The 25,752-nt window shown below is 73.8% G+C and carries 23 protein-coding genes and 1 pseudogene; 12 read left to right on the top strand and 12 right to left on the bottom strand.

Features of this window, described 5'->3' with window-relative positions:
- Positions 1-750: 750 nt before the first annotated feature.
- Positions 751-873 (bottom strand): annotated as a pseudogene (locus ACIPAE_RS08580) (3-hydroxyacyl-CoA dehydrogenase family protein); the annotation flags it as partial.
- A gap of 398 nt (positions 874-1,271) precedes the next feature.
- A complete protein-coding gene (locus ACIPAE_RS08575; RefSeq protein WP_402443967.1) occupies positions 1,272-2,807 on the bottom strand; it encodes a recombinase family protein in 1,536 nt (511 codons plus the stop codon).
- Between the two features lie 222 nt (positions 2,808-3,029).
- Between ACIPAE_RS08575 and ACIPAE_RS08570 the strand changes: the two genes are divergently transcribed.
- On the top strand, positions 3,030-3,647 hold the full coding sequence (locus ACIPAE_RS08570) for a flavin reductase family protein (RefSeq protein WP_402443791.1): 618 nt from the start codon (positions 3,030-3,032) through the stop codon (positions 3,645-3,647).
- On the opposite strand, the gene ACIPAE_RS08565 is transcribed toward ACIPAE_RS08570, so the two are convergent.
- Together ACIPAE_RS08565 and ACIPAE_RS08560 are read right to left on the bottom strand one after the other, a co-directional pair.
- Positions 3,601-4,401: a TVP38/TMEM64 family protein gene (locus tag ACIPAE_RS08565; protein WP_402443965.1), complete on the bottom strand. Its 801-nt coding sequence runs from the start codon at positions 4,399-4,401 to the stop codon at positions 3,601-3,603. The genes ACIPAE_RS08570 and ACIPAE_RS08565 overlap by 47 nt on opposite strands.
- 189 nt (positions 4,402-4,590) lie before the next feature.
- A complete protein-coding gene (locus tag ACIPAE_RS08560; protein WP_402443789.1) occupies positions 4,591-5,805 on the bottom strand; it encodes an MFS transporter in 1,215 nt (404 codons plus the stop codon).
- A 603-nt stretch (positions 5,806-6,408) separates the two neighbouring features.
- Here ACIPAE_RS08560 and tuf point away from each other — a divergent pair.
- Both tuf and ACIPAE_RS08550 read left to right on the top strand, forming a co-directional pair.
- Complete coding sequence (gene tuf, locus ACIPAE_RS08555) at positions 6,409-7,587, top strand: elongation factor Tu (RefSeq protein ID WP_402443787.1); 1,179 nt, start codon at positions 6,409-6,411, stop codon at positions 7,585-7,587.
- A gap of 124 nt (positions 7,588-7,711) precedes the next feature.
- On the top strand, positions 7,712-8,566 hold the full coding sequence (locus ACIPAE_RS08550) for a fused MFS/spermidine synthase (protein WP_329372959.1): 855 nt from the start codon (positions 7,712-7,714) through the stop codon (positions 8,564-8,566).
- A gap of 91 nt (positions 8,567-8,657) precedes the next feature.
- On the opposite strand, the gene ACIPAE_RS08545 is transcribed toward ACIPAE_RS08550, so the two are convergent.
- Both ACIPAE_RS08545 and ACIPAE_RS08540 read right to left on the bottom strand, forming a co-directional pair.
- The gene (locus ACIPAE_RS08545) at positions 8,658-10,013 is read right to left on the bottom strand and encodes an MFS transporter (RefSeq protein WP_402443963.1); all 1,356 of its coding nucleotides are present in this window, start codon (positions 10,011-10,013) and stop codon (positions 8,658-8,660) included.
- A gap of 240 nt (positions 10,014-10,253) precedes the next feature.
- Positions 10,254-11,468, bottom strand: a complete 1,215-nt coding sequence (locus ACIPAE_RS08540; protein ID WP_402443785.1) for a hypothetical protein — start codon at positions 11,466-11,468, stop codon at positions 10,254-10,256.
- Between the two features lie 72 nt (positions 11,469-11,540).
- Here ACIPAE_RS08540 and ACIPAE_RS08535 point away from each other — a divergent pair, with 72 nt between their 5' ends.
- On the top strand, positions 11,541-11,993 hold the full coding sequence (locus ACIPAE_RS08535) for a DUF4442 domain-containing protein (RefSeq protein WP_402443783.1): 453 nt from the start codon (positions 11,541-11,543) through the stop codon (positions 11,991-11,993).
- A gap of 300 nt (positions 11,994-12,293) precedes the next feature.
- Positions 12,294-12,950 carry a DedA family protein gene (locus ACIPAE_RS08530; protein ID WP_328459993.1) on the top strand — a complete coding sequence of 219 codons (657 nt, stop codon included), beginning with the start codon at positions 12,294-12,296 and terminating at the stop codon, positions 12,948-12,950.
- A 104-nt stretch (positions 12,951-13,054) separates the two neighbouring features.
- On the opposite strand, the gene ACIPAE_RS08525 is transcribed toward ACIPAE_RS08530, so the two are convergent.
- Positions 13,055-13,567, bottom strand: coding sequence for a gamma carbonic anhydrase family protein (locus ACIPAE_RS08525; RefSeq protein ID WP_402443961.1), 513 nt, complete (start codon positions 13,565-13,567; stop codon positions 13,055-13,057).
- A 177-nt stretch (positions 13,568-13,744) separates the two neighbouring features.
- Between ACIPAE_RS08525 and ACIPAE_RS08520 the strand changes: the two genes are divergently transcribed.
- Positions 13,745-14,506, top strand: coding sequence for an acyltransferase (locus tag ACIPAE_RS08520; RefSeq protein WP_366410350.1), 762 nt, complete (start codon positions 13,745-13,747; stop codon positions 14,504-14,506).
- A 413-nt stretch (positions 14,507-14,919) separates the two neighbouring features.
- A complete protein-coding gene (locus ACIPAE_RS08515; protein WP_329372969.1) occupies positions 14,920-15,450 on the top strand; it encodes a YbaK/EbsC family protein in 531 nt (176 codons plus the stop codon).
- Positions 15,451-15,495: 45 nt separating this feature from the next.
- On the opposite strand, the gene ACIPAE_RS08510 is transcribed toward ACIPAE_RS08515, so the two are convergent.
- A complete protein-coding gene (locus ACIPAE_RS08510; RefSeq protein ID WP_329372970.1) occupies positions 15,496-15,900 on the bottom strand; it encodes a CoA-binding protein in 405 nt (134 codons plus the stop codon).
- 108 nt (positions 15,901-16,008) lie between these two features.
- Between ACIPAE_RS08510 and ACIPAE_RS08505 the strand changes: the two genes are divergently transcribed.
- The 3 genes from ACIPAE_RS08505 to ACIPAE_RS08495 all read left to right on the top strand — a co-directional run bounded on the left by ACIPAE_RS08505 (position 16,009) and on the right by ACIPAE_RS08495 (position 21,278).
- Entirely contained in the window at positions 16,009-16,638 is a 630-nt protein-coding gene (locus ACIPAE_RS08505; protein WP_366410349.1) for a YigZ family protein, read from the top strand.
- A 174-nt stretch (positions 16,639-16,812) separates the two neighbouring features.
- Entirely contained in the window at positions 16,813-17,976 is a 1,164-nt protein-coding gene (locus tag ACIPAE_RS08500) for an exonuclease SbcCD subunit D (protein WP_402443779.1), read from the top strand.
- The gene (locus tag ACIPAE_RS08495) at positions 17,976-21,278 is read left to right on the top strand and encodes an AAA family ATPase (RefSeq protein WP_402443778.1); all 3,303 of its coding nucleotides are present in this window, start codon (positions 17,976-17,978) and stop codon (positions 21,276-21,278) included. The genes ACIPAE_RS08500 and ACIPAE_RS08495 overlap by 1 nt, the downstream gene beginning before the upstream one ends.
- A 232-nt stretch (positions 21,279-21,510) precedes the next feature.
- On the opposite strand, the gene ACIPAE_RS08490 is transcribed toward ACIPAE_RS08495, so the two are convergent.
- Together ACIPAE_RS08490 and ACIPAE_RS08485 are read right to left on the bottom strand one after the other, a co-directional pair.
- On the bottom strand, positions 21,511-22,254 hold the full coding sequence (locus tag ACIPAE_RS08490; RefSeq protein WP_402443776.1) for an SDR family NAD(P)-dependent oxidoreductase: 744 nt from the start codon (positions 22,252-22,254) through the stop codon (positions 21,511-21,513).
- Positions 22,251-23,138: an SDR family NAD(P)-dependent oxidoreductase gene (locus tag ACIPAE_RS08485; RefSeq protein ID WP_329372979.1), complete on the bottom strand. Its 888-nt coding sequence runs from the start codon at positions 23,136-23,138 to the stop codon at positions 22,251-22,253. The genes ACIPAE_RS08490 and ACIPAE_RS08485 overlap by 4 nt, the downstream gene beginning before the upstream one ends.
- 148 nt (positions 23,139-23,286) lie before the next feature.
- Here ACIPAE_RS08485 and ACIPAE_RS08480 point away from each other — a divergent pair, with 148 nt between their 5' ends.
- On the top strand, positions 23,287-24,000 hold the full coding sequence (locus ACIPAE_RS08480; protein WP_402443773.1) for a TetR family transcriptional regulator: 714 nt from the start codon (positions 23,287-23,289) through the stop codon (positions 23,998-24,000).
- A 61-nt stretch (positions 24,001-24,061) separates the two neighbouring features.
- Here the strand turns inward: ACIPAE_RS08480 and ACIPAE_RS08475 are convergent, their stop codons facing one another.
- Positions 24,062-24,508 (bottom strand): Lrp/AsnC family transcriptional regulator, encoded by a 447-nt coding sequence (locus ACIPAE_RS08475; protein WP_402443771.1) that lies wholly within the window; start codon positions 24,506-24,508, stop codon positions 24,062-24,064.
- A gap of 94 nt (positions 24,509-24,602) precedes the next feature.
- Between ACIPAE_RS08475 and ACIPAE_RS08470 the strand changes: the two genes are divergently transcribed.
- Positions 24,603-25,121: a rhodanese-like domain-containing protein gene (locus ACIPAE_RS08470; RefSeq protein WP_366410342.1), complete on the top strand. Its 519-nt coding sequence runs from the start codon at positions 24,603-24,605 to the stop codon at positions 25,119-25,121.
- Between the two features lie 66 nt (positions 25,122-25,187).
- On the opposite strand, the gene ACIPAE_RS08465 is transcribed toward ACIPAE_RS08470, so the two are convergent.
- On the bottom strand, positions 25,188-25,712 hold the full coding sequence (locus ACIPAE_RS08465; protein WP_329372986.1) for a GNAT family protein: 525 nt from the start codon (positions 25,710-25,712) through the stop codon (positions 25,188-25,190).
- Positions 25,713-25,752: the final 40 nt, after the last annotated feature.

Genomic DNA, 25,752 nt, shown 5'->3' with positions numbered 1-25,752 from the left:
CAGCGTTGATCTTCGAGGCGGTCCCGGCCCGTCGCCGTGCAGGCGGTGGTGCCTCTTTCTGGTGCTCCTTCGGTGAGCCCGGTGTGAGCCCGGACGCCCTTCGAGCAGGTGCGATCATGTGTCGCGATGTGGACCGTCTGTCCTTCTGGCCTGCACGAACGGGACCAGGGGGAGTACGCGTCATCCTCCGGCACGGGATACGGGCGACCCATAATCCGTCGGTCCCGGGTTCGAGTCCCGGAGTGGTCCACGAATTTCTCCGGTCGCAATGCCCGACGGGGGCTCCCTCACCCTGTGACTGCCCAGGCCGTGGGCCGCGGTCTCGCCACTTTCCGAACATCGCCTGACCCAGGGGCGGCGTCGGGCGGACTGCTGTCCCCGCTGCTCTCGTCGGCGAACTCCGGGTCGGCGGCCCGGCATCGCGCACAACGCGGGCAGGTGTTGTGCCTCACTAGGGGTATATAGCCAGGTAGGGCGCGCTGCCGGTGGGACGGAGCCAGGGACTTTCAGCTCTGTCGGAGGGACACCCGAGGGATTTTTCGCCGTGCAAGCACGGAAGGCTCGGACGGCGCTGAAAGGCTCTGGGGGCCGGTCCACAAGCTGCTTGCCGGACCGCTCGGTGAAGGTGTTGCGGCACTGTGGTCGGCGCTGAACGCGGCGCTGCCAGACGGTTCGCGCTCCGGCTGACCTTGGGGAATACGCCGCGACGGGCCGTCAGTACGCGCGGCCGGGCCCGTCGTCGGCGGGCCGTCAGTACGCGTACAAGCCCGCGCCCGATGTACGGCCGAGGCGGCCCGCGTCCACCATGTGCTGGAGGTTCGGCGGGGCCGCGTGCAGAGGCTCCTTGTACTGCGCGTACATGACGGCTGGCTCCTTGACGCGGTGAGGTGTTGTGGCAGGGGTGGTGGGGTGGAGAGCCGGCTGCCGGAAGGGGCGAGCGGATTGTTATCACCGATGTGCGGATGCTCCAAGCAGGGGAGCGGGGTGATCGTGGTGGTCGCTGTCCGTGGGCTGATGGGTGAGGTGATTCGCGGTGCGTAGGTGTCAAAGGGATGAAAGCGTCGGGGCCGAGGATGGGGCCGGGGGCCCACCCGGAGGTGGGGGAGGACTTGGATGCAGGTGAGCAGGAGTGGGTGGAGGAGTTCTTGCGGGAAGCTCCGGTGGTGGGGGAGTCCGAGGTGGTGTGGTTGTGCAAGGTGCTGTTCCGGTTGACGGCGTGAGGTTGGTGCGGGTGAGCTCCCGGGAGGGCTCGGGAGCTCACCCGTTCACGTTCAGGTGGTGAGTTCCTCGGCGGTCCGCCAGTGGGGTTGGAGGCGTTCGCGGACGAGGTGGGTGCGGTTGAAGACGTGGGCTTTACCGGCTGGTTGGACGGTGATGCCGTGGAGGTGGCGGCGGATGAGGGTCCGGCGCTGGTTGATCGTTCCGTGCAGCCAGGTGGCTGCGTCGGGGACGGGGGCTGTTGTGTGGGTGGCTGCGTCTGCTGCGGCGAGGGTGTCCTGGAGCGTGGAGATCTTCGTGTTGATGGCGTGGACGAGGGTGAAGAAGTCGTCCTCGGTAAGAGCGGTTTGGGCGAGAGCGTCGTCGGCCCACCGTCGCATCAGGTCGTTCTTGCGGGCTTGCTCGGTGGCGAGGGCGTTGCGCGTGTCCATGAGGCGCGCGTCGTCGTGGGCACCGTTTCCGTGCTGGCGTATGGCCGCGATAAGCCGTTCGAAGTACGTGGTGAGGGCTTGCTCGACGGCCCTCTCGGTGGTGTCGGCGGCGATGTGGATGCCGCCGCAGCCGCCGTGGGCGGAGGGAGGGCAGCGGTAGGTGCGGTAGTTCCTCCTGCGCTCCTGGTTGCCGACGAGCCCGCGGCCGCACTTGCCGCAGCGCAGGATGCCGGACAGCAGGTACTTGGGGGTGACGGGTGGGCGGCTGGTGCCGGTGGGGATGCCGGAGGCTTGGCGGCGGAGTTGGAGTTCGAACTGGACGCGGGACCAGTCCTTGGGGTCGATGATCGGGTCCCAGGTGCCGAGCAGGGGGTGGCCGTCGTCGTCGAAGAGGACGTGTGACCAGCCGTCCCAGTCGAGGGCGGGTTCGATGCGGTGTTTGCCGCCGTAGGAGGCCATGCCGGCGTAGCGGGGGTTGCGGAGCATCTTGTTGACGGTGGTGGAAGACCAGTGGGCGGCCTGTGGGGCGAGGATGCCGCGTGAGTTGAGTCCGGTGGCGAGGGAGTAGGCGGTCTCCCCGATGAGGCAGCCGGTGAAGATGGCCCGCACCACGGCGGCCTCGTCGGGGAGGTGCCGGCCCTTGTGAGGGCCGGAGCGGACCCATCCGTAGGCGATTCGGCCCTGGATCTTGCCTTGTTGGGCGGCGGCGAGGTGCATACGGGCGACGCGGCGAGCGGTGTCCTCGGAGGATTTCAGCGCCATCACGCACATCATGCGCGCCATGTGGCGGTCGCTGTCGTTGATCAGGTTCATGCGGCCGCCGGTGGCGCCTATGACCGGGTGCTGGACGTACTCGACGATGTCGATGAGGTCTTCGAGGTCGCGGGGCTGGCGCACGAGGCGGTCGAGGTCGTAGAAGATGACGCCGTCGATGACTCCGGTGGACAGGTCGGCCAGGAGTTGGCGGAACTTCGGGCGCACGACGACCCAGTCGATGGTCCCGTCGGGGCGGATGACCTTGCGCTTCTTGAAGGCCGAGGTGTCGTTCTCGCGGTAGGTCTTCGCGAACGGGGCCCAGCCGAGGCGGGGGCGGGTGTCCTCGGCGTCGTCGTTCTGGCGTTCCACGCCGGCTTCCAGGCCGAAACGGTGGCTGGAGATCCGCAGGTAGGCGCCGGGGCGTTGGGAGAGTTGGATGATGCCGCGCTTGCGGGCGTGCGGGGGGATGGTGAGGTGGTCCTACGGGGACTGGTCGGTGGTGGTCTTGGGGCTTGGCTTTCGGTGCGCGGTCGTCCGATACCGGGCGCCTTCCGGAGAAGCGCAGGTTGGGTCAGGCCGCGATCCCCCGACATGGGGGAGGGCGGGCGCGTGGATACTGGCCCCATGCGCATCGACTTCGACCCTGCCCAGCAGGACCGCAACGCGTTCTACAAGCTTCTGACCTCGGTGGTCGTGCCCCGGCCGATCGCCTGGGTGTCGACGACCGACCGAGACGGGGTTTCTGACAACCTCGCACCGCACAGCTTCTTCACGGTGTCGTGTGTGAGCCCGCCGATCGTGCAGTTCACGTCGGTGGGGCGGAAGGACTCGGTGCGGAATGTGGAGGAGACCGGGCAGTTCGTGGTGAACCTGGCGCCGGAGCACCTGTTCGAGCAGATCAACGCGACGGCGACGGACTTTCCGCACGGGGTGAGCGAGTTCGACGAGGTGGGGATCGCCCGGGAGCCCAGTGCGCGGGTGAAGCCGCCGCGGGTGGCGGCGTCGCCGGTGGCGCTGGAGTGCGAGCTGCACAGCACGCTCCGGCTGGGGGACTCGACCGTGGTGTTCGGGCGGGTGGTGTACGCGGTGGTGTCGGAGGCCGTGATGGTGGACGGGCTGCCGGACGTCCACGCGCTGCGGCCGTTGGCGCGGCTGGGGAAGGACGAGTGGGGCACGCTCGGCGAGGTACTGGAGATCAAGCGGATTCCGCTGGCGGAGTGGCCGAACCCGCTGGGTCGTTGACGGCGGAGGGCGTGCCGGCCGCACCCGTCGCGCCGGCCGCACCGGTCGTATCGGGCGCGGGAGGTACACCGGCCCCGCCGCCTTCGGCGGGTACGACCGCCGCGCCGGGGCCGGCTGCCGTCCTGCGGGTACGGCGCCGGGCGTAGGCCGTCGCCGCCACCCCGGTCACCCCGAGGAACCCGAGCGCCAGCAGGAACGTCGGCGAGGTCGGCGACGCGGCGCGGGCGCCCGCGACCACGTACGCGGCGGTGTTGGCGGCGCTGCCCGCGGCCGTGGCGGTCAGGAAGGGCGTCAGGCGGATACGGGACAGCGCCGCCGCGTAGTTCGCGGCGGCGAACGGCACGCCAGGGAAGAGCCGCAGCGCGAGAGTGCTCCGGAAACCGTGCTTGCTGAGCTGGCGGTCAAGCGACAGCACGAACCGCCCGCGCAGCAACGGCCGTACGGCGTCGCGCCCGAGGAAACGGCCGAGCAGGAAGGCCAGTCCGGCGCCGAGCACGGTGCCGCCGATCGCCGCGGGCAGCCCGGCGTGGATGCCGTAGAGCGCGCCTGCGGCGGCGTTGAGCAAAGGGCGCGGGACGAAGACGACCGTGGCGACACCGTAGGCCAGCGCGAAGACCAGCACCGCGGAGGTGCCCGAGGTCTGAGGCGGCCAGCCCCTGGTCAGCAGCCGCTGCGGCTGCCACGCGAGGGCCAGCGCGATCCCGACGGCCAGCACCGCGACCAGCACGCCGAACCGCGCCCAGGGCGAGAGCATCAGCCGCGAGCAGCGCACCACGGCCCGCGCCGCGGCTCTCCGTACACCCCGCCCACCCCGCACATCGCGGGCCTCGCGGGCGTCGCGGACCCCTGGTCCGGACGGTGCGGGCGTGAAGTCCGGCTCGGCTTCTGCCATTTGCCGAGCCTAACCGAGGTGGGGGCCGGCCATCGCCCCCGGAGTGCCGGGTCACGCCGGCTCCTCCACCTCCCGCAGCGCCCGCGGCCCCCCTTCCGCGATCACCTCCGACGCCGTCACCTGCGCACGGCGGTCCAGCAGACCCGCGGTCACGGCGATACCGAGCCCGGCCACCGCGAGGACGGCGCCGACCAGGGTGGGCGACGTCCAGCCCCAGCCGGCCGAGATGGCCACGCCGCCGAGCCAGGCGCCGCCGGCGTTCGCGAGGTTGAACGCGGAGTGGTTGGAGGCGGACGCGATGGTCGGGGCGTGCCGCGCCTTGTTCATGACCAGCATCTGCAGCGGCGTGGTGGTCATGAAGCCGACCGCGCCGAGGACGACGACCGCGATCGGCGCGGCGACCTTGGAGTGCGCCGCGAAGTGGAAGCCGACCAGGACGACGGCGAGGGCGGCGAGCGAACCGTAGAGGGTGGGGCGCAGCGCGCGGTCGGTGAGCGGGCCTGCGGCGAGGGCGCCGAGCGTCATGCCGATGCCGAACAGCGCGAGCAGGAGGGTGACGGAGGAGTCGGCGAACCCGGTGACCTCGGTCATCATCGAGGCGAGGTAGCTGTAGACGGCGAACACCCCGGCGAACCCGAACACCGCGGTGAGCAGGCCGAGTACGACCTGGGGTTCGCGCAGCGCCCGGATCTCCTGGCCCACGCCGACGTGCTCCTCGGCGGGCAGCCGCGGGACCAGCAGCGCGAGCGAGGCGAGCCCGACAAGGCCGATGGCGGAGACCACGACGAAGGTCGCACGCCAGCCGAGGTGCTGGCCGAGCGCGGTCGCGGCGGGCACGCCGACGATGTTGGCGACGGTCAGCCCGAGGAACATCGCGGCCACCGCGCGGGCCCGGCGCTCCTCGGCGACCATCCGCGAGGCGACGACCGCGCCGACCCCGAAGAACGCGCCGTGCGGCAGCCCGGCGAGGAACCGGCCGCCGAGCAGCGTCCAGTAGCCCGGCGCGACGGCGGAGGCGAGGTTGCCGACGGTGAACAGCCCCATCAGCAGGAGCAGCATGCGCTTGCGCGGGATACGGGAGCCGAGCGCGGTGAGCAGCGGGGCGCCGACGACGACGCCGAGCGCGTAGGCGGAGACGAGGTAACCGGCGGTGGGCACGGAGGTACCGAGGTCGCTCGCGACGTTGGGCAGCAGGCCCATCATCACGAACTCCGTGGTGCCGATGCCGAAGGCGCTCACCGCGAGGGCGAGGATGGCCAGGGGCATGGAGGGGTCCTTTACGGGAGCGGAACGGGGTGGGGCAGGACGGGGCTCGACGGAACGGGGTGGGGCAGGACGGGCGGGTGGAGCGGGGACGGGTGGAGCGGGGACGCACGTTAAGTTCATCAACGGAACAAAGTGTCCCACGCCGCGAATTCCCGTACGTCACCAGCGGATGAAGAACCGTTGACGGTTGCGTCACCCGGCGGTTCACGCAGGTGGGAGGAGGCTCAGCCGTCGGCGCCGGGACGGGCGGCCCAACGGGCGGGCGCGGGGCGGAAAACCGTTCGACGGAGGGCGGTCCCGCGGCGCATGATCGTCGCATGTTCCGGCCCGCCTTCCTCGCAGACGCCACCGCAGCAGCGGTCGCGCTGGAGGCTGCCCGGAACGCATCGGTCGCAGCGGTCGCACAGGCCGCGGCCGCCGCACGGCCGGCACTCCTCGACGGCGCATTCGACGGCGCACGAAGCTGACCCTCCCCGGTACGACGTATCCGGCGGACCCCGCAGGGGGAGGGTCGGTACGGCCCGGGGTCCGTGAGGCGGCTCACCGCCTTCCCCCTTCCGGTCACCGCGTGGCACGCGGCGACCGTCGAGGAAGAGTCTTCCCATGCCCAAGCAGGCGTACATCCGCACCAAGCCGCACCTGAACATCGGCACCATGGGTCATGTCGACCACGGCAAGACCACGCTGACCGCCGCCATCACCAAGGTGCTCGCCGACGACGGCAACGGCACCTTCGTGCCGTTCGACCGGATCGACCGGGCCCCGGAGGAGGCGCGGCGCGGCATCACCATCACCATCGCGCACGTCGAGTACGAGACCGGCACGCGGCACTACGCGCACGTCGACATGCCGGGTCACGCCGACTACGTCAAGAACATGATCACTGGCGCGGCCCAGCTGGACGGGGCGATCCTCGTCGTCTCGGCGCTCGACGGCGTCATGCCGCAGACCGCCGAGCACGTGCTGCTCGCCCGCCAGGTGGGCGTGCGGCACATCGTGGTGGCGCTCAACAAGGCCGACGCGGCCGACGACGAGTTGGCCGACCTGGTCGAGCTGGAGGTGCGCGAACTGCTCAGCGCGCACGGCTTCCCGGGCGACACGCTCCCGGTGGTCCGCGTCTCCGGGCTGGGCGCGCTGGCCGGCGAGCCGCGCTGGACCGCCGCGATCCGCGCGCTGCTCGACGCCGTCGACACCTACGTGCCGGTGCCCGAGCGGTACGTCGACGCGCCGTTCCTGCTGTCGGTGGAGAACGTGCTCACCATCACCGGGCGCGGCACCGTCGTCACCGGCGCGGTCGAGCGCGGGGTGGTACGGCCCGGCGACCGGGTCGGCGTGCACGGCGTCGACGACGAGGCGCTCACCAGCGTCGTCACCGGCCTGGAGACGTTCGGCAAGCCGATGGAGTCCGCGCAGGCGGGGGACAACGTGGCGTTGCTGCTGCGCGGGGTGCAGCGCGGTCAGGTGCGGCGCGGCGACATCGTCGCGGCGCCGGACAGCGTGACGACGCACCGCCGCTTCACCGCGCGCGTGTACTTCGTGCCGGCGGCGGAGGGCGGGCGGCACACGCCGGTCGCCACCGGGTACCGGCCGCAGTTCTACATCCGCACCGCGGACGTGGTCGGCGACGTGTCCCTCGGGTCCGAGGGGATGGCGCTGCCGGGCGACACCGCCGACATCGCCGTCGAGTTGGGGCGTGCGCTGCCGCTGGAGCCCGGGCTCGGCTTCGCGATCCGCGAGGGCGGTCGCACGGTCGGTGCGGGCACGGTGACGTCCCTGGGTTGACCGGTCCCCGGACGGGGCCGGGCGGGTCCGCCCGCCCGGCCCCGTCCTGCCCTGTCCGGTCGGCGGGGCTGCCGCGCGGTTCCCCGCGTCCCCGCGCGTCCCGGGGGTGGGGGAGGATGGGCCGGTGGAAGGTGAAGCGATTCCGGTGCTGCGGGCCGTGGACTTCGGGGAGGCGAAGCTGCTGCCGGATGTGGACCGCGCGCGGGCGTGGCTGCTGACAGTGGACGGCGCGCCGCAGTCGTACGTCGACCTGGCGGACCCGGAGCACCTGGAGTTCGAGTACGTACGGCGTGTCGCGTATGTCGTGGAGGCGGTGTGCGACACGCGGGAGTCGCCGGTGGGGATCGTGCACCTCGGCGGTGGGGCGCTGACGCTGCCGCGCAGGTTCGCGCGGACCGTGCCGGGGGCGGTGCAGGACGTGGTGGAGGCGGACCGCGGCCTTGCCGGGCTGGTCGCGGAGTACCTGCCGTGGGACGCGCCGGAGATCCGTACCCATGTCGCGGACGCCCGGGAGTGGCTGGCCGGGCGGGCGGACGCGAGCGCCGACGTGCTGGTGGTGGACGTGTTCGGCGGGTCGCGGGTCCCCGCGCACCTGACCACGGTCGAGTGCGCGACGGAGGCGGCACGGGTGCTGCGCCCGGGCGGCCTGTACGTGGCGAACCTCGCCGACGCCGCGCCGTTCGCCTTCCTCGGCTCGCAACTGGCCACCGTTCGCGCGGCGTTCGGCCCGGACGCGGAGGTGTGCGTGCTGGTCGAGCCGGGGGTGCTGCGCGGGCGCCGGTACGGCAACGCGGTGCTCGCGGTCTCCCGCGGCCCGCTGCCGGCGGACGTGGTCGCACGGCGCTGCGCCGCGGACCCGTTCCCGGCGCGGGTGCTGGGGACGGCGGAGGCGGTACGGGCGTTTCCGGGCGCGCCGGTGCATGACGCGGAGGCGGCCGACTCGCCCGAGCCGCCCGGCGGCGCCTTCACGATCGGCTGACCCGGGAGCGTGTTCCGCCCGCGAAGGCCGGCTCGGGGGTAGCGGGGCGGGAGGGCCGCACGGCGCGGTGCGCGGTGCTGTCGTGGACGGATCAGGTCGCGTCGGGGAGCCCGTCCACGCTCTCCGCGACGGGCTTGGCGCCGGCCGGAAGCGGGAGCGGAAGCGGCTCGGCTGCGGGCAGGTCGTCGACGGAATGGTCGGCCGGTGCCGGCGTGACCTTCGTACGCCGTTCCAGCCGCCGTACGTCCGGCAGCAGCAGGACCGCGCCGGTGAGCAGCACGATCAGCGCGGCGGAGCCCCACAGCGACTGGGTCCGGCCGAAGGTGATCGCGGCCGGGCCGGCGAGCGCGGTGGCGACGGGGGTCAGGGAGACCGAGCCGAGCCAGTCGTAGGCCGACACGCGCGACATCTTGTCCTCGGGGATCTCCTGGTGCAGGGCCAGCATCCAGCCGACCGCGAAGACCTCCACCGCGAGACCGGCAGTGAAGGTGGCGGCCGACAGCAGCGGGAGCGGTGCGGCGATCGCGAGGGCGGCGGCGGGCAGCGCCAGCGGGAAGACGCCGAGGGTACCGGCGAGCAGCATCCGGCGCGGGCGCCAGCGGATCATCAGCACGCCGCCGCAGACCGTGCCGACACCGCCCGCGGCGATCGCGAGTCCCCAGGGTCCGGCGCCGCCGAGGTGCTCGCGGGCGACCAGCGGACCGTAGACCGACTCGGCGGCGGTTCCCACGCCGTTGACGACCCCGAACTGGAGCACGATGCCCCACAGCCAGGGGCGGGAGGCGAACTCGTGCCAGCCCTCGCGCAGTTCACGGACGATGCCGCCGGACGCGGCGGGCCGTTCCACCACGGGGGTGCGCAGCTTCGCGCGCATGGCCGCGGCGATCGCGAAGCCGGTGGCATCGACGGCGAGCACCCAGCCGGGGCCGACCGCCGCCACCAGCGCGCCGCCGAGGGCCGCGCCGCCGATGCTCGCGCCGTTCATCGACAGCCGGAAGACCGAGAACGCCTTGCCCGCGTGCGCGGGGTCCACCGTGGACAGGAGCATGCCCTCGGAAGCCGGCGAGAAGAACGCCTGGCCGGTGCCCCCCACTGCGGCCAGCGCGGCCATCACCCACAGCGACGGCGACCCGGTGAGCACCAGTACCGCGAACGCGGCCTGGGAGGTGGCGTTGACCAGGTTCGCGCTGACCATCACCCGGTGCCGGGGCAGCCGGTCCGCGATGGCGCCGCCGACCAGCAGGAAGACGACCAGGGCCAGCGTGCGGGCGGCGATCACCAGGCCGACGTCGGTGGCGCTGCCGCCCTGCACGATGACCGCGTAGGCGGCGGCGATGGTGGCGCCGGAGTTGCCGAGGTTGGCGATGAACGACGCGCCGACCAGCAGCCGGAAGTCCCGGCCGGCCCAGGAGGGCGGTTGGGGGAGTGCCGGCAGCCTGCCGAGCAGGGCACGGGGAGTGCCGGGGCGGGGGCGGGGGCCGGTGCGCTTCACCCGGGCACTATCCAGGAACGCCCGGGTGGCGCGCCAGCGGTTATCGCCGGCGGGCGCTCCCGTGCCGCGCCCGCCCCGGAGGCCGTGCCGCCGCCGCTCCTCCGCCCCTGGTGCCGCTCCACCCGACCCCGCCGCTGCCGCTGCCGCGCCGGGCCGCGCCGGGCCGGTTTCGCCAGCTTCCGTCTCCTCCTGCTTCTACTGCTTCAGGGGGCGGATGGTGCTCTTGATCTTGTCCACGATGGACTGCGAGAGCTGGTCGGGGACGCCGGTGTCCGCGTAGAGCACCCACACCACCGGTGTCGGGGTCTTCTGGGAGGGGTCCAGCCAGGCGACGGTGTAGGCGATGCCGCTGGGCGGCGTGCACTTGTCGGCCTTGACCACGTTGGTGGCCGTGGCCTCGGACTGCCAGCCGGTGATGCCGTGGTCGTTCTTGAACGCCTTGCTGTCCTTCGCCTTGGAGAAGGTGCCCTTGCCCTTGGTCTGGTAGACCCAGTACGCCCACGCCTCGGCCTCGTTGTCCGCGGCGTTCTTCAGGCTCTTCGCGCCGTTGCCGCCCTTGGTGCCGACGGTCGCGCGGTCGGCGTGGTCGTGGCCCGAGGTGCACCACTCGTACTTGTAGTGGGCGGGCGCCCCCATCGCTTCCTGCGCGGCGCCCTTGTCGTCGGTGAAGATCAGGCTCATGCCCTGGGTGTCGACCTTCCAGTCCGGCGGCACGTCGAAGGCGACGTTGCGCTGGTCGCGACGGACCACCTTCCAGCCGGGTATGACGGGCTTCACCTCGGCGCCGCCGTTGCGCGGGTTGTCGTCGTCGGTGCCGTCGGTCGCGCTGCCGGAGGGGCTGGGGGTGGCGGTGGGTTTCGCCGGCGTCGTCGCGGTGGGCGTGGCGGGCCCCTTCGCGTCGTCCTTCTTGTCGTGCTTGTTGGTGAGGTAGACGGCGCCGACCGTCACGGCCGCGATGACCGCGAGCGAGGCGGTGATGGCGATGCCTATGGTCAGCTTCCGGTTGTCCTTCTCCGGCGGCTGCCCGCCGGGCCCGCCCGGGCCTCCGGGGGCGCCGGGGCCGGCCGGGCCCCACGTCTGCGGCGTCGGGTAGCCGCCGGCCGGCGGCTGTCCGGGCTGCTGGGGCTGCGGGTAGCCGGGCTGCGCATACGGGTTCGGGGGAGCGGGCTGGCCGTACGGCGGGGCAGGCGGCGGCTGCTGGTAGCCGGGCGGGGGTTGCTGGGAGGGCTGCTGCGGAGGTTGCTGGGGCTGCTGGTAACCCGGCTGCTGGTACCCGGGCTGCGCGTACGGGTTGGGCGGTTGCCCGTACGGTCCCTGCGAGGGCTGCTGGGGCTGCGGTTGCTGCGGATTCTGAGGGGGGTTGCCCTGCGGGTACTGCTGTCCCCCGTGCTGCTGGTCTCCTGGCCACATGGCTGGAAACACTAGGGGAGCGGGCCCGCGGGTTCCACGGCGGACCGCGATACTGGCTGGTAACATCGGTCCATGTCCGACACGTTGCCCAACATAGGCGAACTCCTCACGTCCACCGTGCCGATGGTCCGCACCCTGGACCTCCGGTACATCGAGACCACGGCCGAGCGCGCCGTCGTGTCGCTGCCCGACCACCCCGACTACCGCAACCACGTCGGCGGGCCGCACGCGGGCGCGATGTTCACCGTCGGCGAGTCCGCGTCCGGCGCCGTCGTGATCGGCGCGTTCGGCGACCAACTCGGCCGCGCCGTCCCGCTCCCGGTGCGGGTCGAGGTCACCTACGCCAAGATCGCCCGGGGTGAGGTGCGCGCGACCGCCATCCTCGGCCGGCCCGCCGCCGAGGTCGTCGCCGAACTCGACGCCGGACAGCGCCCCGAGTTCCCGGTCGAGGTCGTGCTCACCCGCGAGGACGGCGCCGAGACCGGCCGGATGACCGTCATCTGGACCCTGCGCCCCAACCGCTGAGAGCCGCCGGCCCGGGGGCCGGTGGGGTGGCCCGGGCCCGGCGGCGGCGGTTCGCCGAGGAGTACGTCCACGGGTCCGGGGGTCGGAGTACGGGTTCGGCCACGGGTCCGGCGGTGCGGAGCACGGGTGTTCGGTGGCCCGGGGGCGGGGCCGAGCGGACGGTGATCGGTGGTCGCGCGGCCGGTGATCGGTGGCCGGGGGCACACCGCTGAGCGGACAGCATGTCCTTTCGGTCGGTTACGCTTCACAGGAGCGCGCTGCGGGCGCGCGTTCGACCGTCACCCCGGGGAGGGACCTGCTGTGCACGTGCAGGACTGGCTGGACGGCATTCCGCCGATCGCCGTCTATCTGATGGTCGGTCTCGTGGTGGGGGTGGAGAGCCTCGGCATCCCGCTGCCCGGCGAGATCGTACTGATGACGGCGGCGCTGCTGTCCTCGCAGGGCCACGTCAGCCCCTGGGTGGTCGGCGCCTGCGCGATCTTCGGCGCGGTCGTCGGCGACTCCATCGGCTACGCCATCGGGCACAAGGGCGGCAGACCGCTGCTGGACTGGCTCGGCCGCCGCTTCCCGAGCCATTTCTCGCCGGCCAACATCGCCACCGCCGAACGCTCCTTCCACCGCTGGGGTATGTGGGCGGTCTTCTTCGGCCGTTTCGTGGCCCTGCTGCGGATCTTCGCCGGGCCGCTCGCCGGCGTCCTGAAGATGCCGTACCACAAGTTCCTCATCGCCAACGCCCTCGGCGGCATCGTCTGGGCCGGCGGCATCACCGCGATCATCTACTACGTCGGCGTGGTCGCCGAGCCGTGGCTCACCCGCTTCGGCTACGTCGGCCTCGGCATCGCGGTCCTCTTCGGCATCGGCTCCTTCCTCTACGTCCGGCGCCGCGCCGCCAAGGCGCACGCCGAGCAGGAGACGGACACCGAACGCGAGGTCGCCGTCGCCCAATCCGGCGAGTAGCAGCCGGCGCGGTGGGCGGCGCCGTACGGGGAGCGCCGGGTCCCGACCGGGAGCCGAGCGGCTCCGACCGGGACCCGACCGGGCTCCGCGTCCGGGGGCGCCGCTCAGCCCAGGGTCTCGCGATGCGCCTCGGCGAGCGCCACATAGTGCTCCGCGCTCATCCGCAGCGCCTCCTGCTCCTCCCCGGTCAGCTCCCGCTTGACCCTCGCGGGCACCCCGGCCACCAGCGAGTGCGGCGGCACCTGCATGCCCTGCGGTACCAGAGCGGCAGCCGCCACCAGCGAACCCGTGCCGATCCGCGCCCCGTTGAGCACTGTCGCGCCCATCCCCACCAGCACGCCGTCCTCGACCACGCACCCGTGCAGCACCGCGTTGTGCCCCACCGTGACCCCCTCGCCGACGACCGCCGGGAAGCCGGGATCGGCGTGCACCGTGCAGTTGTCCTGGATGTTGGAGCCGGCGCCGATCCGGATCTCCTCGGCGTCGCCACGCAGCACCGCGTGGTACCAGATGCTCGCCCGCGCGCCCAGCGTCACATCGCCCAGCACCACCGAGGTCGGCGCCGTGTACGCGGTCGGGTCCAGCCGCGGCTCCCGGCCGAGAACGCCCGCGACCAGCGCTCCGGCACCGCCGGTCGGCCCGCCCTCGCCCGGCCCGCCGGCCGTTCCACGCTTACCGCCCGCCGCACCGCCTGAATCCGCCGCGCCCGCCTGCTCCACCGTCTCGCTCATCCCCGCTCCGTTCGATCCCGCGCCGCTCCACCACTGTCCAGCGGCACCGTATACGGTGGCCGTGTGCCCGAGAACGAGAACGTGTTCTTCTCCCTGCTGTCCGGTGCCGCCGCCTGGCGCCGGCGCGCCACCACGCGGCTGGTGCACCGCGCCTGGCACCGCGTGCAGAACGCGGGCGCGGTCACCGCGGAGCGCCCCGGGCTGCTGCGCTTCGGCCGGATCGGCTGGGGCACCCGGCTCGCCTTCCCGCAGGGCACCGTCTTCGGCGAACCCTGGATTCACCTCGGCGCGTGCTGCATCATCGGCGAGCAGGTCACCCTCACCGTCGGCCTGGCCCCCGCCGACATCGACTACGGCCCCGACCCGGTCATCCGCATCGGCGACGGTGTCGTCATCGGCCGTGACAGCCACATCGTCGCGATGGCCCCGATCGTCATCGGCGACAAGGTCTACTGCGGCCCCAACGTCTACGTGACCAGCACCAACCACTCCTACCACGACCCCGACCAGGCGATCGGCGAGCAGTGGCCCAGCTCCGCGCCGGTCGAGATCGGCTCCGGCAGCTGGCTCGGCGTGGACAGCGTGGTGCTGCCCGGCGCCCGGCTCGGCCGCAACGTCGTCGTGGCCGCCGGCTCCGTCGTCCGCGGCGAGATCCCCGACCACGCGGTGGTGGCAGGCGCCCCGGCCAGGATCGTCCGCCGCTGGGCACCCGACACGGGCTGGCAACCGCCCTTGCGCACCCCCGCACCGTCACCGCTCCCGGACGGGGTGCCGCCCGAGCAACGCCTCGACCTCCCCGGCCTCGAAGCCCCCGCCGGCACCTGAACGTCATCTCGGCGACCGGCCGGCACGTACCGTCGTTCAGCGCCCGGCCGGCCCCCGAGCCCCCGCCCGCGCCTGACCGCCCGCCCACGCACCCGCCGGACCCGCCACATCGGAACGCACCGCCGCCCGTTGCCGGCCGGTAGCCGGTAGCCGGTAGCCGGTAGCCGGTAGCCGGTAGCCGACGCTGCCGCCCGCCGCCCTGCCGCCTGCCCATGGCCGACGGCACCGCTCCGCCACCGCCCACGGTCTGCCCGCTCGCAACGCCCGGGGCCCGCCCATCGGCGACCGCACCGCCCGAGGCCCGTTGCGCGCCGCCCAGCCGTGGCCGACCCCACCGCCCGCCGCCACCGCCCGCACTCCGCCCGTGAAACACGCGCCCACGACCGCCGCGCGGACCTTGCTAGATTGCCCGTATGCGCGCACCGATCGGCTCATTCGAGGACGCCCACCCCGCCACGGAGCGACGGGAGTTGCTGCCCCCGCCGGTCGCCGCGGCGGTGACCGCGGAGATGGTGCACGTGGACACCGACCCCGACAAGGCCGATACCGCGGACTTCGTCGCCGCCTACGGACAGGACCTGCTGGACCAGTCCGCCAACTGCGTGGTGGTCGCGGGCAAGCGCGGCACCGAACTGACGCTGGCCGCGTGCGTGGTGCTCTCCACCACCCGGGTCGACGTCAACGGCACGGTCCGCCGCCACCTCGGCGCCCGCAAGGCGTCCTTCGCCCCGATGGACACCGCCGTGAGCGAGACGGGCATGGAGTACGGCGGGATCACCCCGGTCGGGCTGCCCGCGCACTGGCCGCTGCTCATCGACTCCGCCGTCGCGGAGGCGCCCTATCTGGTGATCGGCAGCGGGGCAAGGCGCGGCAAGCTCATCGTGCCCGGCAAGGTGCTGGCGTCGCTGCCCGGCGCGGTGGTGCTCGACGGCCTGGGCGGCTGAACCGGGCCAGGGGTCGCGGTCTCAGGTCGTCTCACCGAGGGCCTGTCACAACTGCGGTATCTCGATCGCCGGGCATCGGTCCATGACCATGTCGAGGCCCGCGGCCCGCACCCGTTCGTACGCCTTCTCGTCGATCACGTCGAGCTGGAACCAGACCGCCTTCGCGCCGACCGCCACCGCCTCGTCGGCCACCGCACCGGCCCACGCGGAGTGCACGAAGACGTCCACCACGTCGACGGGGAAGGGGATGTCCGCCAGCTTGGCGTACCCCTGCTCGCCGTGCACCGTCTCGGCCTTCGGATGCACCGGCACCACCCGCTTGCCGAACCGCTGCAGCACCGCCGCCACGCCGTACGCCGCGCGCGACGTGTTGTTCGACAGCCCGACCACCGCCCAGGTGTCACCGCTGTCGGTCAGGATCTTCCGCACCGTCTCCGCGTCCCCGTACATCCCCGCTCACCAACCCCTCGCCTCAGCCCGCCCGCACGCTTCCCCGCGCGTTCTGCCAGATCAACGCCCCACCCGGCGCCATGATTCCCCCCGCACTAGGCTGAACGGGTGGTAGATCGGTATCTGACGGTGGCGCGCCCGGGCGTGTACGAAAGTGAGATCAAACGCTCGCGGTTCCGCTGCGCGCTGGCCCCGGCCGGCAGCCAGGAGGCCGCCGAGGAGTTCGTCCGGGCCGTCCGCAAGGAGCACCCGGGCGCCACGCACAACTGCTTCGCGTACGTCATCGGCCCCGATGGCCGCCTGCACCGGGCGAGCGACGACGGAGAGCCCGGCGGCACCGCGGGCACCCCGATGCTCCAGGTGCTGCTCGGCCGCGAGGTCCGCGACACCGTCGCGGTCGTGACCCGCTACTACGGCGGCGTCCAGCTCGGCGCCGGTGGCCTGGCCCGGGCGTACGGCGGCGCGGTCTCCGCGGCGCTGGACGCGACCGGCACCGTCGAACGGCGCCTGCTCGCGCTGCTCACCGTCACCGCCGACCACCAGCGTGCCGGGCGGCTGGAGAACGAGCTGCGCGCCGCCGGCCACGCGGTGCGCGAGGTCGTCTACGGCGCCGCCGTCACCTTCCACCTCGGCGTCCCCGAACCTGACGTCGCCGCCTTCCGCTCCTGGCTGGCCGACGCCACGTCCGGCACCGCCACCTGCGCCACCGAGGGCAGCGCCTACGTGGACGTCCGCTGACCGGCGGGGCGGAGGCGGGTGGGGCGGAAGCGGGCGGGGCGAAGCGTCGGCGCGGCGCGATCCGGGCCGTTCGGGGTGTGCCGTCCGGGGGCGGGAGTGATCGGTAGTACGGTGCTGGTCTGCGGGCGGACGCCCGGGACGGTGAGGGGGACGGGTGCGGTTCGGAGCGGTGGCGTGAGATTCCTGCACACCTCGGACTGGCACCTCGGCCGGTCCTTCCACCGGGTGAGCATGCTCGACGCCCAGCGGACCTTCCTCGACCACCTGGTGGCCACCGCGCGCGCCGAGCAGGTCGACGCCGTGATCGTGGCCGGCGACGTCTACGACCGGGCCGTGCCGCCGCTGGCCGCGATCGAGCTGTACGACGAGGCCCTGCACGCCCTCGCCGACCTGGGCGTGCCGACGGTACTGACCTCGGGCAACCACGACTCGGCCCGGCGACTCGGCGTCGGCGCCGGGCTGATCGACCGCGCCGGCGTCCACCTGCGCACCGACCCCGCGACCTGCCACCACCCGGTGCTGCTGCCCGACCCGCCACACGGCGACGTGGCGGTCTACGGCCTGCCCTACCTCGAACCCGCCCTGGTCCGTGCCGAGTTCGGCGCCGAGCGGGCCGACCACACCGCGGTGCTCGGCGCCGCCATGGACCGGGTGCGGGCCGACCTCGCCACCCGCCCGGCCGGCACCCGCGCCGTCGTCGTCGCGCACGCCTTCGTCACCGGCGCCGCCCCCTGCGACAGCGAGCGCGACATCACCGCCGGCGGCGTCGAGGCGGTGCCCGCCGAGCTGTTCGACGGCGCGCACTACGTCGCCCTCGGCCACCTGCACGGCTGCCAGACGATCAACGACCGCGTGCGGTACTCCGGTTCGCCGCTCGCCTACTCCTTCTCCGAGCAGCACCACCGCAAGAGCATGTGGCTGGTCGACCTCGATCCCGACGGCGCCGTCACCGCGCGGCGCCTCGACACTCCGGTGCCGCGCCCGCTCGCCCGCCTGCGCGGCCGCCTGGACGACCTGCTCGCCGACCCCGCGCTCGAACCCCACACCGGGTCCTGGGTCGAGGCCACCCTCACCGACGCGTACCGCCCGCACGAGCCGATGGCCGCGCTCGCCAAGCGCTTCCCGCACATCCTCGCGCTCGCCTTCGACCCCGACCGCGACACCGAAGACCCGCTCGCCTCCTACGCCCGCAGGCTGCGCGGGCGCACCGACCAGCAGATCGCCGAGGACTTCGTCGCACATGTCCGCGGCACCGCCCCCGACCGGGCCGAACGCGGCGTGCTGCGGGCCGCGTTCGACGCGGTACGGGCCGACGCCGTACAGACGGAGCGCGACTGATGCGCCTGCACCGCCTCGAACTGACCGCGTTCGGCCCCTTCGCCGGCACCCAGCGGGTCGACTTCGACGAACTGTCCGCCGCCGGGCTGTTCCTGCTGCACGGCCCCACCGGCGCGGGCAAGACCTCCGTCCTGGACGCCGTCTGCTACGCGCTGTACGGGCAGGTGCCCGGTGCCCGGCCCGCGAACCGGCTGCGCAGCGACCATGCCACTTCCGGCACCGCGACCGAGGTGGTGCTCGAACTCACGCTCGGCGAACGCCGGTTGGAGATCACCCGGCGACCGGAGCAGGCGCGGGCGAAGAAGCGCGGCACCGGCACCACCGTCGACAAGGCGGTCACGCTGCTGCGCGAGCACATCGGCGGCGCGTGGCAGGGCGTCTCCAAGTCGCACCAGGAGATCGGCGAGGAGGTGCGCCAACTCGTCGGGATGAGCTGCGAGCAGTTCTGCCAGGTGGTGCTGCTGCCGCAGGGCGAGTTCGCGACGTTCCTGCGGGCGGGCGCGGTGGAGCGGGCCGCGCTGCTCGGACGGCTCTTCGACACCCGCCGGTTCAAGGCGGTCGAGCAGTGGCTGCGCGACCGCAGGAACGAAGCGGACCGGCGGCTCGCCGCCGGCGACGACGGACTGCGGGAACTCGCCGCGCGGATGCGGCAGGCGGCGGGGTACGGCGACGCCGAACCCGGGCCCGGTGCGGACCTTGGCTCCGAACCCGATCTCGACGCGGGGGTGTTGACCGACGCCGCCCTCGCGCGGTGCGACGCCCGCGAGCGGCACGCCATCGCGCGCACGGCCGTACTCCTCAGCGAGGACGCGCACCGCTCCGCCGCCGAAGCGGCCACCGCGGCGCGTGAGTTGGCCGCCCTGCAACGCCGCCACCGGGAAGCCCTCGACCACGCGTCGGCCGCCGCCAGCCAGCGGCCGGTCCGCACCGCTGTCCGCGGCCGCCTCGACCGCGCCCGGCGCGCCCTCACCGTCGACCCCGCACTCGGGCTCCACGACAAGGCCGCCGCCCAGTACGACGAGGCCCTCGCGGCGGAACGCGTGGCCGCCGCCGAACTCGCCGCCGCGGGTGAGCTCCTGGCCGAGCCCGTGGACGCCTCGTCGGCGGAGCCGGACGCTGAGCTGCCCCGGGCCGGCGGCTCGGACGCCTTTCCCGCCCAGCGGGGCGGTGCCGCGCCCGTTCGGCCCGGTGGCCCGGGGGAGTCGGGGTCGGGAGTCGATCGGGTCGGTGCGGGGGCGACGCGAGGCAGCTCGGGCACAAGTGGGCGGACATCGGCCGCTGATGAGGGGTTCAGGTCCGAGCCGGTCCGGCACGGCGGCGGCGTGGGGGAGCAGCGGCCTGGCGGGACGCTTGGCGCCCAGGCCGCGACGGCGGGCGCACGACTTTCGGTCGAGGTCATGACCCGCAGGGTGGGGGAGTTGCGGGAGGAGCTGGGCGGGCTGGCCGGAGCGGGGGCTGCCGAGGCCCGTTTGGAGGAGATCGGGCGGCGCCGGGAGGTGCTGGCGCGGGAGGAGCGGGCGGACGAGGGGGCCGTGCGCGAGGCGCAGGCGTGGCTGGAGCGTTGGGCGGGGGAGCGTGGCGGGCTCCAGGCGCGGGTGGAGGCGGCGGCGGAGGCGGCCGCGCGGGCGGAAGGGCTGGCGGGGAGGGTCGAGGCGGCGCGGGTGCGCCGGGACGCCGCATCCGAACGGGACCGGCTGGCACGGGAGTCGGCCCTTGCCGAGGAGGCCGCGCGCGAGGCACGGGACCGGGCCGCCGAGGCCCGCGAGGCGTGGCAGGACGCGCGGGAGGCGCGGATCGCCGGTATCGCGGCCGAGCTGGCCGACAGCCTGGTCGACGGGGAGCCCTGCCGGGTGTGCGGCGCCCAGGAGCACCCCGCCCCGGCGCGGCCCGAAGCGGGGTCGCGGGTCACCTCGGCCGACGAGGACGCCGCGAACGCGGCCTACGAGCGGCGCCGTTCGGCGTATGCGGCGGCCGGCGAGGCAACGGCCCGGCTGCGTGCGGCACTCGACGCGGCCGACGCCGCCGCCGGAGCCGCGCCGTACGCCGAACTCGCCGCAGCCTACGCGGAGTCGGCGGCCGAGCACGCCGCGGCGGTGCGCGCTGCCGGTGACCTCGCGGAGGCGCGACGCGCGCTCGCCCGCGCGGAGGAGGAGCGCGACCGGCGGACCGCGCAGCGCGAGGAGGCGCTCAGCCGCACCGCGGCCCGCACCTCCCGGCGCGAGGAACTCGACGAGCAGCACCGGCGGTTGACCGCCGAGCTGGCCAAGGCCCGGGCCGGCCACGCCACCGTACGGGCCCGGCACGCGCGGCTGAGCGCGCGGATCGCCGTACTGGACCGGGCCGTCGACGCGGCGAGGGAGCGCGCCGACGGCGAGCGGCGGCTGGCCGAGGCGCAGTCCGCGGTGGCCGAGGCCGCTGCCGCGGCCGGGTTCGGGTCGCCCGCGGAGGCCGCCTCGGCGCTGCTCGCGCCGGCCGAACTGGCCCGTACCGAGCGGGATGTGGCCGCCTGGCAGCGGGAGGAGGCCGCGATCGAGGCGGCCCTGGCGGCGCCCGAACCGGCCGCGGCCGCGGCACTGCCGGCCGCCGACCCCGAGCGCGCGCAGCGGATCGCGGACGAGGCACACCGCCGGCTGCGGGACGCCTCGTCCGCGGAGTCCGCCGCCGCCACCCGGTGCCGGGAGCTCGACCGGCTGACCGGGATCGCCACCGCGCGGGTCCGCGAACTCGCCCCGGCCCGGGCGGAGTTCGACCGGCTCAAGCGGTTGGCGGACCTCGCGGCGGGCAACTCGGCGGAGAACCGGTACCGGATGGAGCTGGAGACCTACGTCCTGGCGGCGCGGCTGGAGCAGGTCGCGGCCGCCGCGGGCGTACGGCTCCAGCGGATGTCGGCGGGCCGCTACACGCTCGCGCACAGCGACGCCCGCGCGGGCAACCGGGCCAAGTCCGGCCTCGGGCTGATGGTGGTGGACGCCTGGACCGGCACCGAGCGGGACACCGCGACGCTCTCCGGCGGCGAGACCTTCTTCGCGTCGCTGGCGCTGGCGCTGGGCCTGGCCGACGTCGTCACCGACGAGGCGGGCGGCATGCGGCTGGACACCCTCTTCATCGACGAGGGCTTCGGCAGCCTCGACGAGCAGACCCTCGACGAGGTCCTGGACGTGCTGGACGGGCTGCGCGAACGGGACCGGGCCGTCGGCATCGTCAGCCATGTGGCCGACCTGCGGCACCGAATCCCCGTCCAGCTCCGGGTGGTCAAGGACCGCGACGGCTCCAGCGTCCGGCTGCGCACCACCGCGAGCTGACCCGGGCCGCCGGGCCGCCCGTGTGAACGCCCAGCGGGCCGATGGCAGCGATGGCAGGCCGCTTGGCCGCGTGGCCTACCGGGCCGGCCGTGCGGTCAGCCGGCCCCTCCCTCATCCGGCCCGCCCGGCGGTTGAGGAGGAGATGCCGTGCGACGGTGCCGAGGCGCGGGCCGTGGGCGGGCGGCCCGCCGCGCGGAGCGGGCGGGCCGCCTGGGGGTGCGCCGGGTGCGGGCTACGCGAGGAACCCGCCGTCGACCGCGAGGTGGGCGCCGGTGATGTAGGACGCGTCGTCGGAGAGCAGGAAGGCGACGGCGGTGGCGATCTCCTCGCCGCGCCCTACGCGCCGCATGGGGATGCCGCGCTCGGCCACCTGCTGGGTGCCGTCCGGGTCGGCCTGGGTCATCTCGGTGTCGATGACGCCGGGCTGGAGTTCGTTGATGCGTACGCCCCGGGCCGCGTACTCCTGGGCCGCGGTGCGGGTCAGGCCACGGATGGCGTGCTTGGCGGCGGAGTACTCGACAGTCGGGCCGCCGCGGTCGGCGAACACGCTGGAGACGTTGACGATCGCGCCGCCGCCGGCGTCGAGGATCGCCGGAATCTGGTACTTGAGGCCGTAGAAGAGGCCGTCCAGGTTGATCGCGACGACCTTGTGCCAGGCGTCCAGGGGCATGTCGGCGGTGGGGGTGAAATTGCCGGTCACCCCGGCGTTGTTGACGGCGTAGTGCAGCGCGCCGAACGAGTCCACGGTCCGGGCGACCGCCCGCTCGACGTCCTCGGCGTTGCTGACGTCGCCGGTGACGGGGAGCGCCTGTCCGCCGTCCTCCTTGATCTGCCGGGCGACGTCCTCGAGCTTGTCGGCGCGCCGGCCGACGAGGGTGACGGCCGCGCCGCGGGCGGCGAGCAGCCGTGCCGTCGCCGCGCCCATGCCGGTTCCGGCGCCGGTGACGAGTGCGACCTTGCCCGGGAACCGCGTCATGACCGGTCCTCCGTCTCCTGGGCGGGGGCGGGCAGTTCGACCGGGTCCTGGTCGAAGTCGGCCGACCGGCTCGCCGCTTCCCACGTGGCGACCTCCTCCAACTGCCCGCGGGAGTAGGCCTGTGCCATCTGGACGGCAGTGGCGCCGAGGACGAGGTGGGAGGGCGGGGTGGGGTGCTTGACGACGCGGACCAGGAGCTCGCCGGCGCGCTTGGGGTCGCCCTGCTGGGCCACGGGACCGCTGAACAGGCGCACCATCTCGCCCACGGTCGCGTCGTACTCCGGTGGGACGTCCGGGACCTGCATCGAGGCCCCGGCCCAGTCGGTCGCGAACCCGCCGGGCTCCACCACGAGGTACCTGATGCCGAACGGCGCGGTCTCCGCCGCGAGCACCCGGGTGAAGCCGTCCACGGCGAACTTGGCCGCCTGGTAGGACCCGAGGCCGGGCGTGCTGCCGACCCGGCCGCCGATGGAGGAGAACTGCACGACCGTGCCGCCTCCCTGCGCCCGCAGCAGCGGCAGCGCGGCGGTGGAGACGTTGTAGACGCCCCAGAAGTTGGTGTCGAACTGACGGCGGAAGTCGTCCTCGGGCGTGGTCTCGACCGCCGAGGTGTTGGCGTATCCGGCGTTGTTCACGACGACGTCGACCCTGCCGAACCGGTCGACCGCCGCCCGCAGGCCGGCCACGGCGGCCGACCGGTCGGTGACGTCGAGCGCGACGGGCAGCACGCGGTCGCCGTACTGCCGTACGAGATCGTCCAGTTGCTCCGGCCTGCGGGCCGTGGCGACGACATTGTCGCCGGCGGCCAGCGCGGCGAGCGCGAGCTGACGGCCGAAGCCGCGCGAGGAGCCGGTGATGAACCAGGTGTCGGTGTGTGTATCCATACCTCTACCGAAACACGGTTGCGCTATTAGTGCAACTTGGTTGTGGTAATTCTCCCGAGGTCGTCGTCCCGGCCGCCCGGTCTCGGAAGTGTGATATTACTGAAACCTGGTTTCGTTACGATGGGGCCGTGGCCACGAGGAGGGATTCATGACCAGAGCCGACTTCCTGCGCGCGCGCAGCCCCGAGGCCAAGGCCGCCCGCGAGACCGAGATCCTGGCCGCCGCGTCGCGCCTCGCCCTGCTCAAGGGCGTCAGGGAGGTGACCATGACCGCCATCGCCGACGAGGTCGGCATGCACAAGTCCGCGATGCTCCGCTACTTCGAGACGCGCGAGGACATCTTCCTGCGGCTGGCGGGCACCGCCTGGCGCGACTGGTCGGCCGCGGTGCGCGACCTCCTCGACGCCATCGCGCCCTGTCCCGACGCCGGCGCGCCGCAGTGGGACGAGACGGCCCGCTCGATCGCCGGCGCGCTGGCCGGCTCGCTGGTGGCCCGCCCGCTCTTCTGCGACCTGCTGGCCCACACCCCGCTCAACCTGGAGCGCAACGTCTCCACCGACACCGTCCGGACGTTCAAGACGCGTGCCGTGGCGGAGGTCGAGAACGTCGGGGCCGGGCTCCGCGCCCTCGCACCGCTCGACGCGGACCAGGCGCGCGGCGTGGTGACGACCGCCACCTCGATGGCCGGAGCCCTGTGGCAGATGGCCGCCCCCGGCACCCGGCTACGCGCCTTCTACGAGACCGACCCCGAGCTGTCCCACTCCATCGTCGACGTCGAACCGAGGCTGACCGACATCCTGACCGCCCTGCTCACCGGCTACGCCCTCCGCCCGTCCGGACCCGGCGGACCCGACCACGGGTGAGCCGAACACGGCGGACCCGACCACGGGTTGAGCCGCGCCGCCCCGCACGGACCCGGCGCCGTCACAGCACCAGTGGACGGCGGGCCAGCGGCGAGGAGTACACCACGCTCGTGGTGATCGCGCCGAGCCCGGAGATCCGCCCGGTCACCTCCTCCAGGTGACGCATCGACCGCGCCGCGACCTTCATCACGAAGCAGTCGTCGCCGGTGACGTGGTGCGCCTCCAGCACCTCGGGGGTGGTGTCGAGCAGGTCGTGGAACGGCTTGTAGTTGCCGGTCGGGTAGCGCAGCCGGACCAACGCCAGCACCGGCAGCCCGACCCGCTCGGGGTCGACGACCGCGGCGTACCCGGAGATCACCCCGGCCTCCTCCAGCCGCCGCACCCGCTCGGTGACCGCGCTCGGCGACATCGAGACGATACGGGCCAGCTCCGCGTAAGTCGCCCGGCCGTCCTGCTGCAGGGCCGCCAGCAGCCGCCAGTCCGTCGCGTCCAGGGAAATCGTGGCCATGCCCCCAGAAGTACCAGGGAAAGCCCGGCCGATCAACGAGAGCGCCGGGGAACCCGCCTTCAGCGGGCAGGCCGCGGACCGTAGATTTCCCGGCATGACCGCAACCACGGACCCCACCGCTCCCGCCACCGCCCCTGCCCTCGCCCCCGCCGCAAGTCCTGTGCTGGGTGTGACCCCGGCCGCGCCCGCGGACGCCGCCGCCCACTTCGCCGCGAGCCTCGCCTTCCACACGGACGTCTCCGACGTCGCCGCCGCGCTCACCGCCGGCGGCGACCCCGGCTTCACCCTCGTCGACACCCGCGGCACCGAGGCATGGGACCAGGGCCGTGTACCCGGCGCCGTGCACCTGCCCACCGCGCAGATCCCGCGGCTCGCCGCGGACCTCCTCGACCCGGCCCGGCCCGTCGTCGTGTACTGCTGGGGCCCGGGCTGCAACGGCGCCGCCCGCGCCGCGCTCGCGCTGGCCCGACTCGGCTACCAGGTCAAGGAGATGCTCGGCGGCATGGAGTACTGGACCCGCGAGGGCCTTGGCTACGAGACCGCCGCCGGCCCCGCCCGCCGCGACGCCGATCCGCTCACCGCGCCCTTGGCCGCCGGCGCCTGCGGCTGCTGAGCCCGTCCGGCCGCACCGGCCCCGTCACTTCAGCGCCATCACACCGGAGCCATCACACCAGCGCCGTCACACCGGCATCAACCTGAGTTCGTACGCCCACAGGTCCCCGCGGTTCGCGACCCGGACGAACCCGATGCGTTCCAGGACCGCCTGCGAGGCCCGGTTGCCGGGCTCGGTGGTGGCCACCACGAGCACCACGTCCGGCTGTCCGAGCGCCCACTGGCACAGGGCGCGGGCCGCGTCCGTGGCCCATCCCTGGCCCCGGCCGGACTCCGACAGGTCGTAGCCGATCTCGACCGAGCCGCGGTCCGGCGGGCCGTGGAAGCCGACACCGCCGACCGCGATCAGGTCGTCGGCGCGCTGGATCGCGAACAGCCCCCAGCCGGGCCGGTAGACCCCCGCGCTCGCCGCGGCGACCGTCATCGAGGCCGCGCTCATCGTGCCCTCGCCCGGCACCCCGTCGATCCAGGTGAGCGTGCCGGGCTTGCCGTCGGCCAGCAGCGCGGCCTCCCCGGGAAGCTGCTCGCGCAGGATGAGCCGGCCCTGGGTGAGCACCAGGCTGCCGGCGTCGTGGGAAGCGTGCAAAGTCATCGGGCCGAACCGCCTTGTCGCCAACGGAAGGAAGCGGGAG

It is taken from the genome of Streptomyces sp. NPDC087270, assembly GCF_044744625.1.
Taxonomy (GTDB): domain Bacteria; phylum Actinomycetota; class Actinomycetes; order Streptomycetales; family Streptomycetaceae; genus Actinacidiphila.
Note: the sequence above shows the minus strand (reverse complement) of the source record. Positions and strands in the feature narration are given on the sequence as shown.

Coding starts and splice junctions, on each gene's coding strand:
- ACIPAE_RS08515 (WP_329372969.1), top strand. CDS start 14,920: ATGCGCGCACCGATCGGCTCATTCGAGGACGCCCACCCCGCCACGGAG.
- ACIPAE_RS08535 (WP_402443783.1), top strand. CDS start 11,541: ATGTCCGACACGTTGCCCAACATAGGCGAACTCCTCACGTCCACCGTG.
- ACIPAE_RS08480 (WP_402443773.1), top strand. CDS start 23,287: ATGACCAGAGCCGACTTCCTGCGCGCGCGCAGCCCCGAGGCCAAGGCC.
- ACIPAE_RS08470 (WP_366410342.1), top strand. CDS start 24,603: ATGACCGCAACCACGGACCCCACCGCTCCCGCCACCGCCCCTGCCCTC.
- ACIPAE_RS08540 (WP_402443785.1), bottom strand. CDS start 11,468: ATGTGGCCAGGAGACCAGCAGCACGGGGGACAGCAGTACCCGCAGGGC.
- ACIPAE_RS08510 (WP_329372970.1), bottom strand. CDS start 15,900: ATGTACGGGGACGCGGAGACGGTGCGGAAGATCCTGACCGACAGCGGT.
- ACIPAE_RS08490 (WP_402443776.1), bottom strand. CDS start 22,254: ATGACGCGGTTCCCGGGCAAGGTCGCACTCGTCACCGGCGCCGGAACC.
- ACIPAE_RS08560 (WP_402443789.1), bottom strand. CDS start 5,805: ATGCCCCTGGCCATCCTCGCCCTCGCGGTGAGCGCCTTCGGCATCGGC.
- ACIPAE_RS08570 (WP_402443791.1), top strand. CDS start 3,030: ATGCGCATCGACTTCGACCCTGCCCAGCAGGACCGCAACGCGTTCTAC.
- ACIPAE_RS08465 (WP_329372986.1), bottom strand. CDS start 25,712: ATGACTTTGCACGCTTCCCACGACGCCGGCAGCCTGGTGCTCACCCAG.
- ACIPAE_RS08475 (WP_402443771.1), bottom strand. CDS start 24,508: ATGGCCACGATTTCCCTGGACGCGACGGACTGGCGGCTGCTGGCGGCC.
- ACIPAE_RS08485 (WP_329372979.1), bottom strand. CDS start 23,138: ATGGATACACACACCGACACCTGGTTCATCACCGGCTCCTCGCGCGGC.
- ACIPAE_RS08495 (WP_402443778.1), top strand. CDS start 17,976: ATGCGCCTGCACCGCCTCGAACTGACCGCGTTCGGCCCCTTCGCCGGC.
- ACIPAE_RS08565 (WP_402443965.1), bottom strand. CDS start 4,401: ATGCTCTCGCCCTGGGCGCGGTTCGGCGTGCTGGTCGCGGTGCTGGCC.
- tuf (WP_402443787.1), top strand. CDS start 6,409: ATGCCCAAGCAGGCGTACATCCGCACCAAGCCGCACCTGAACATCGGC.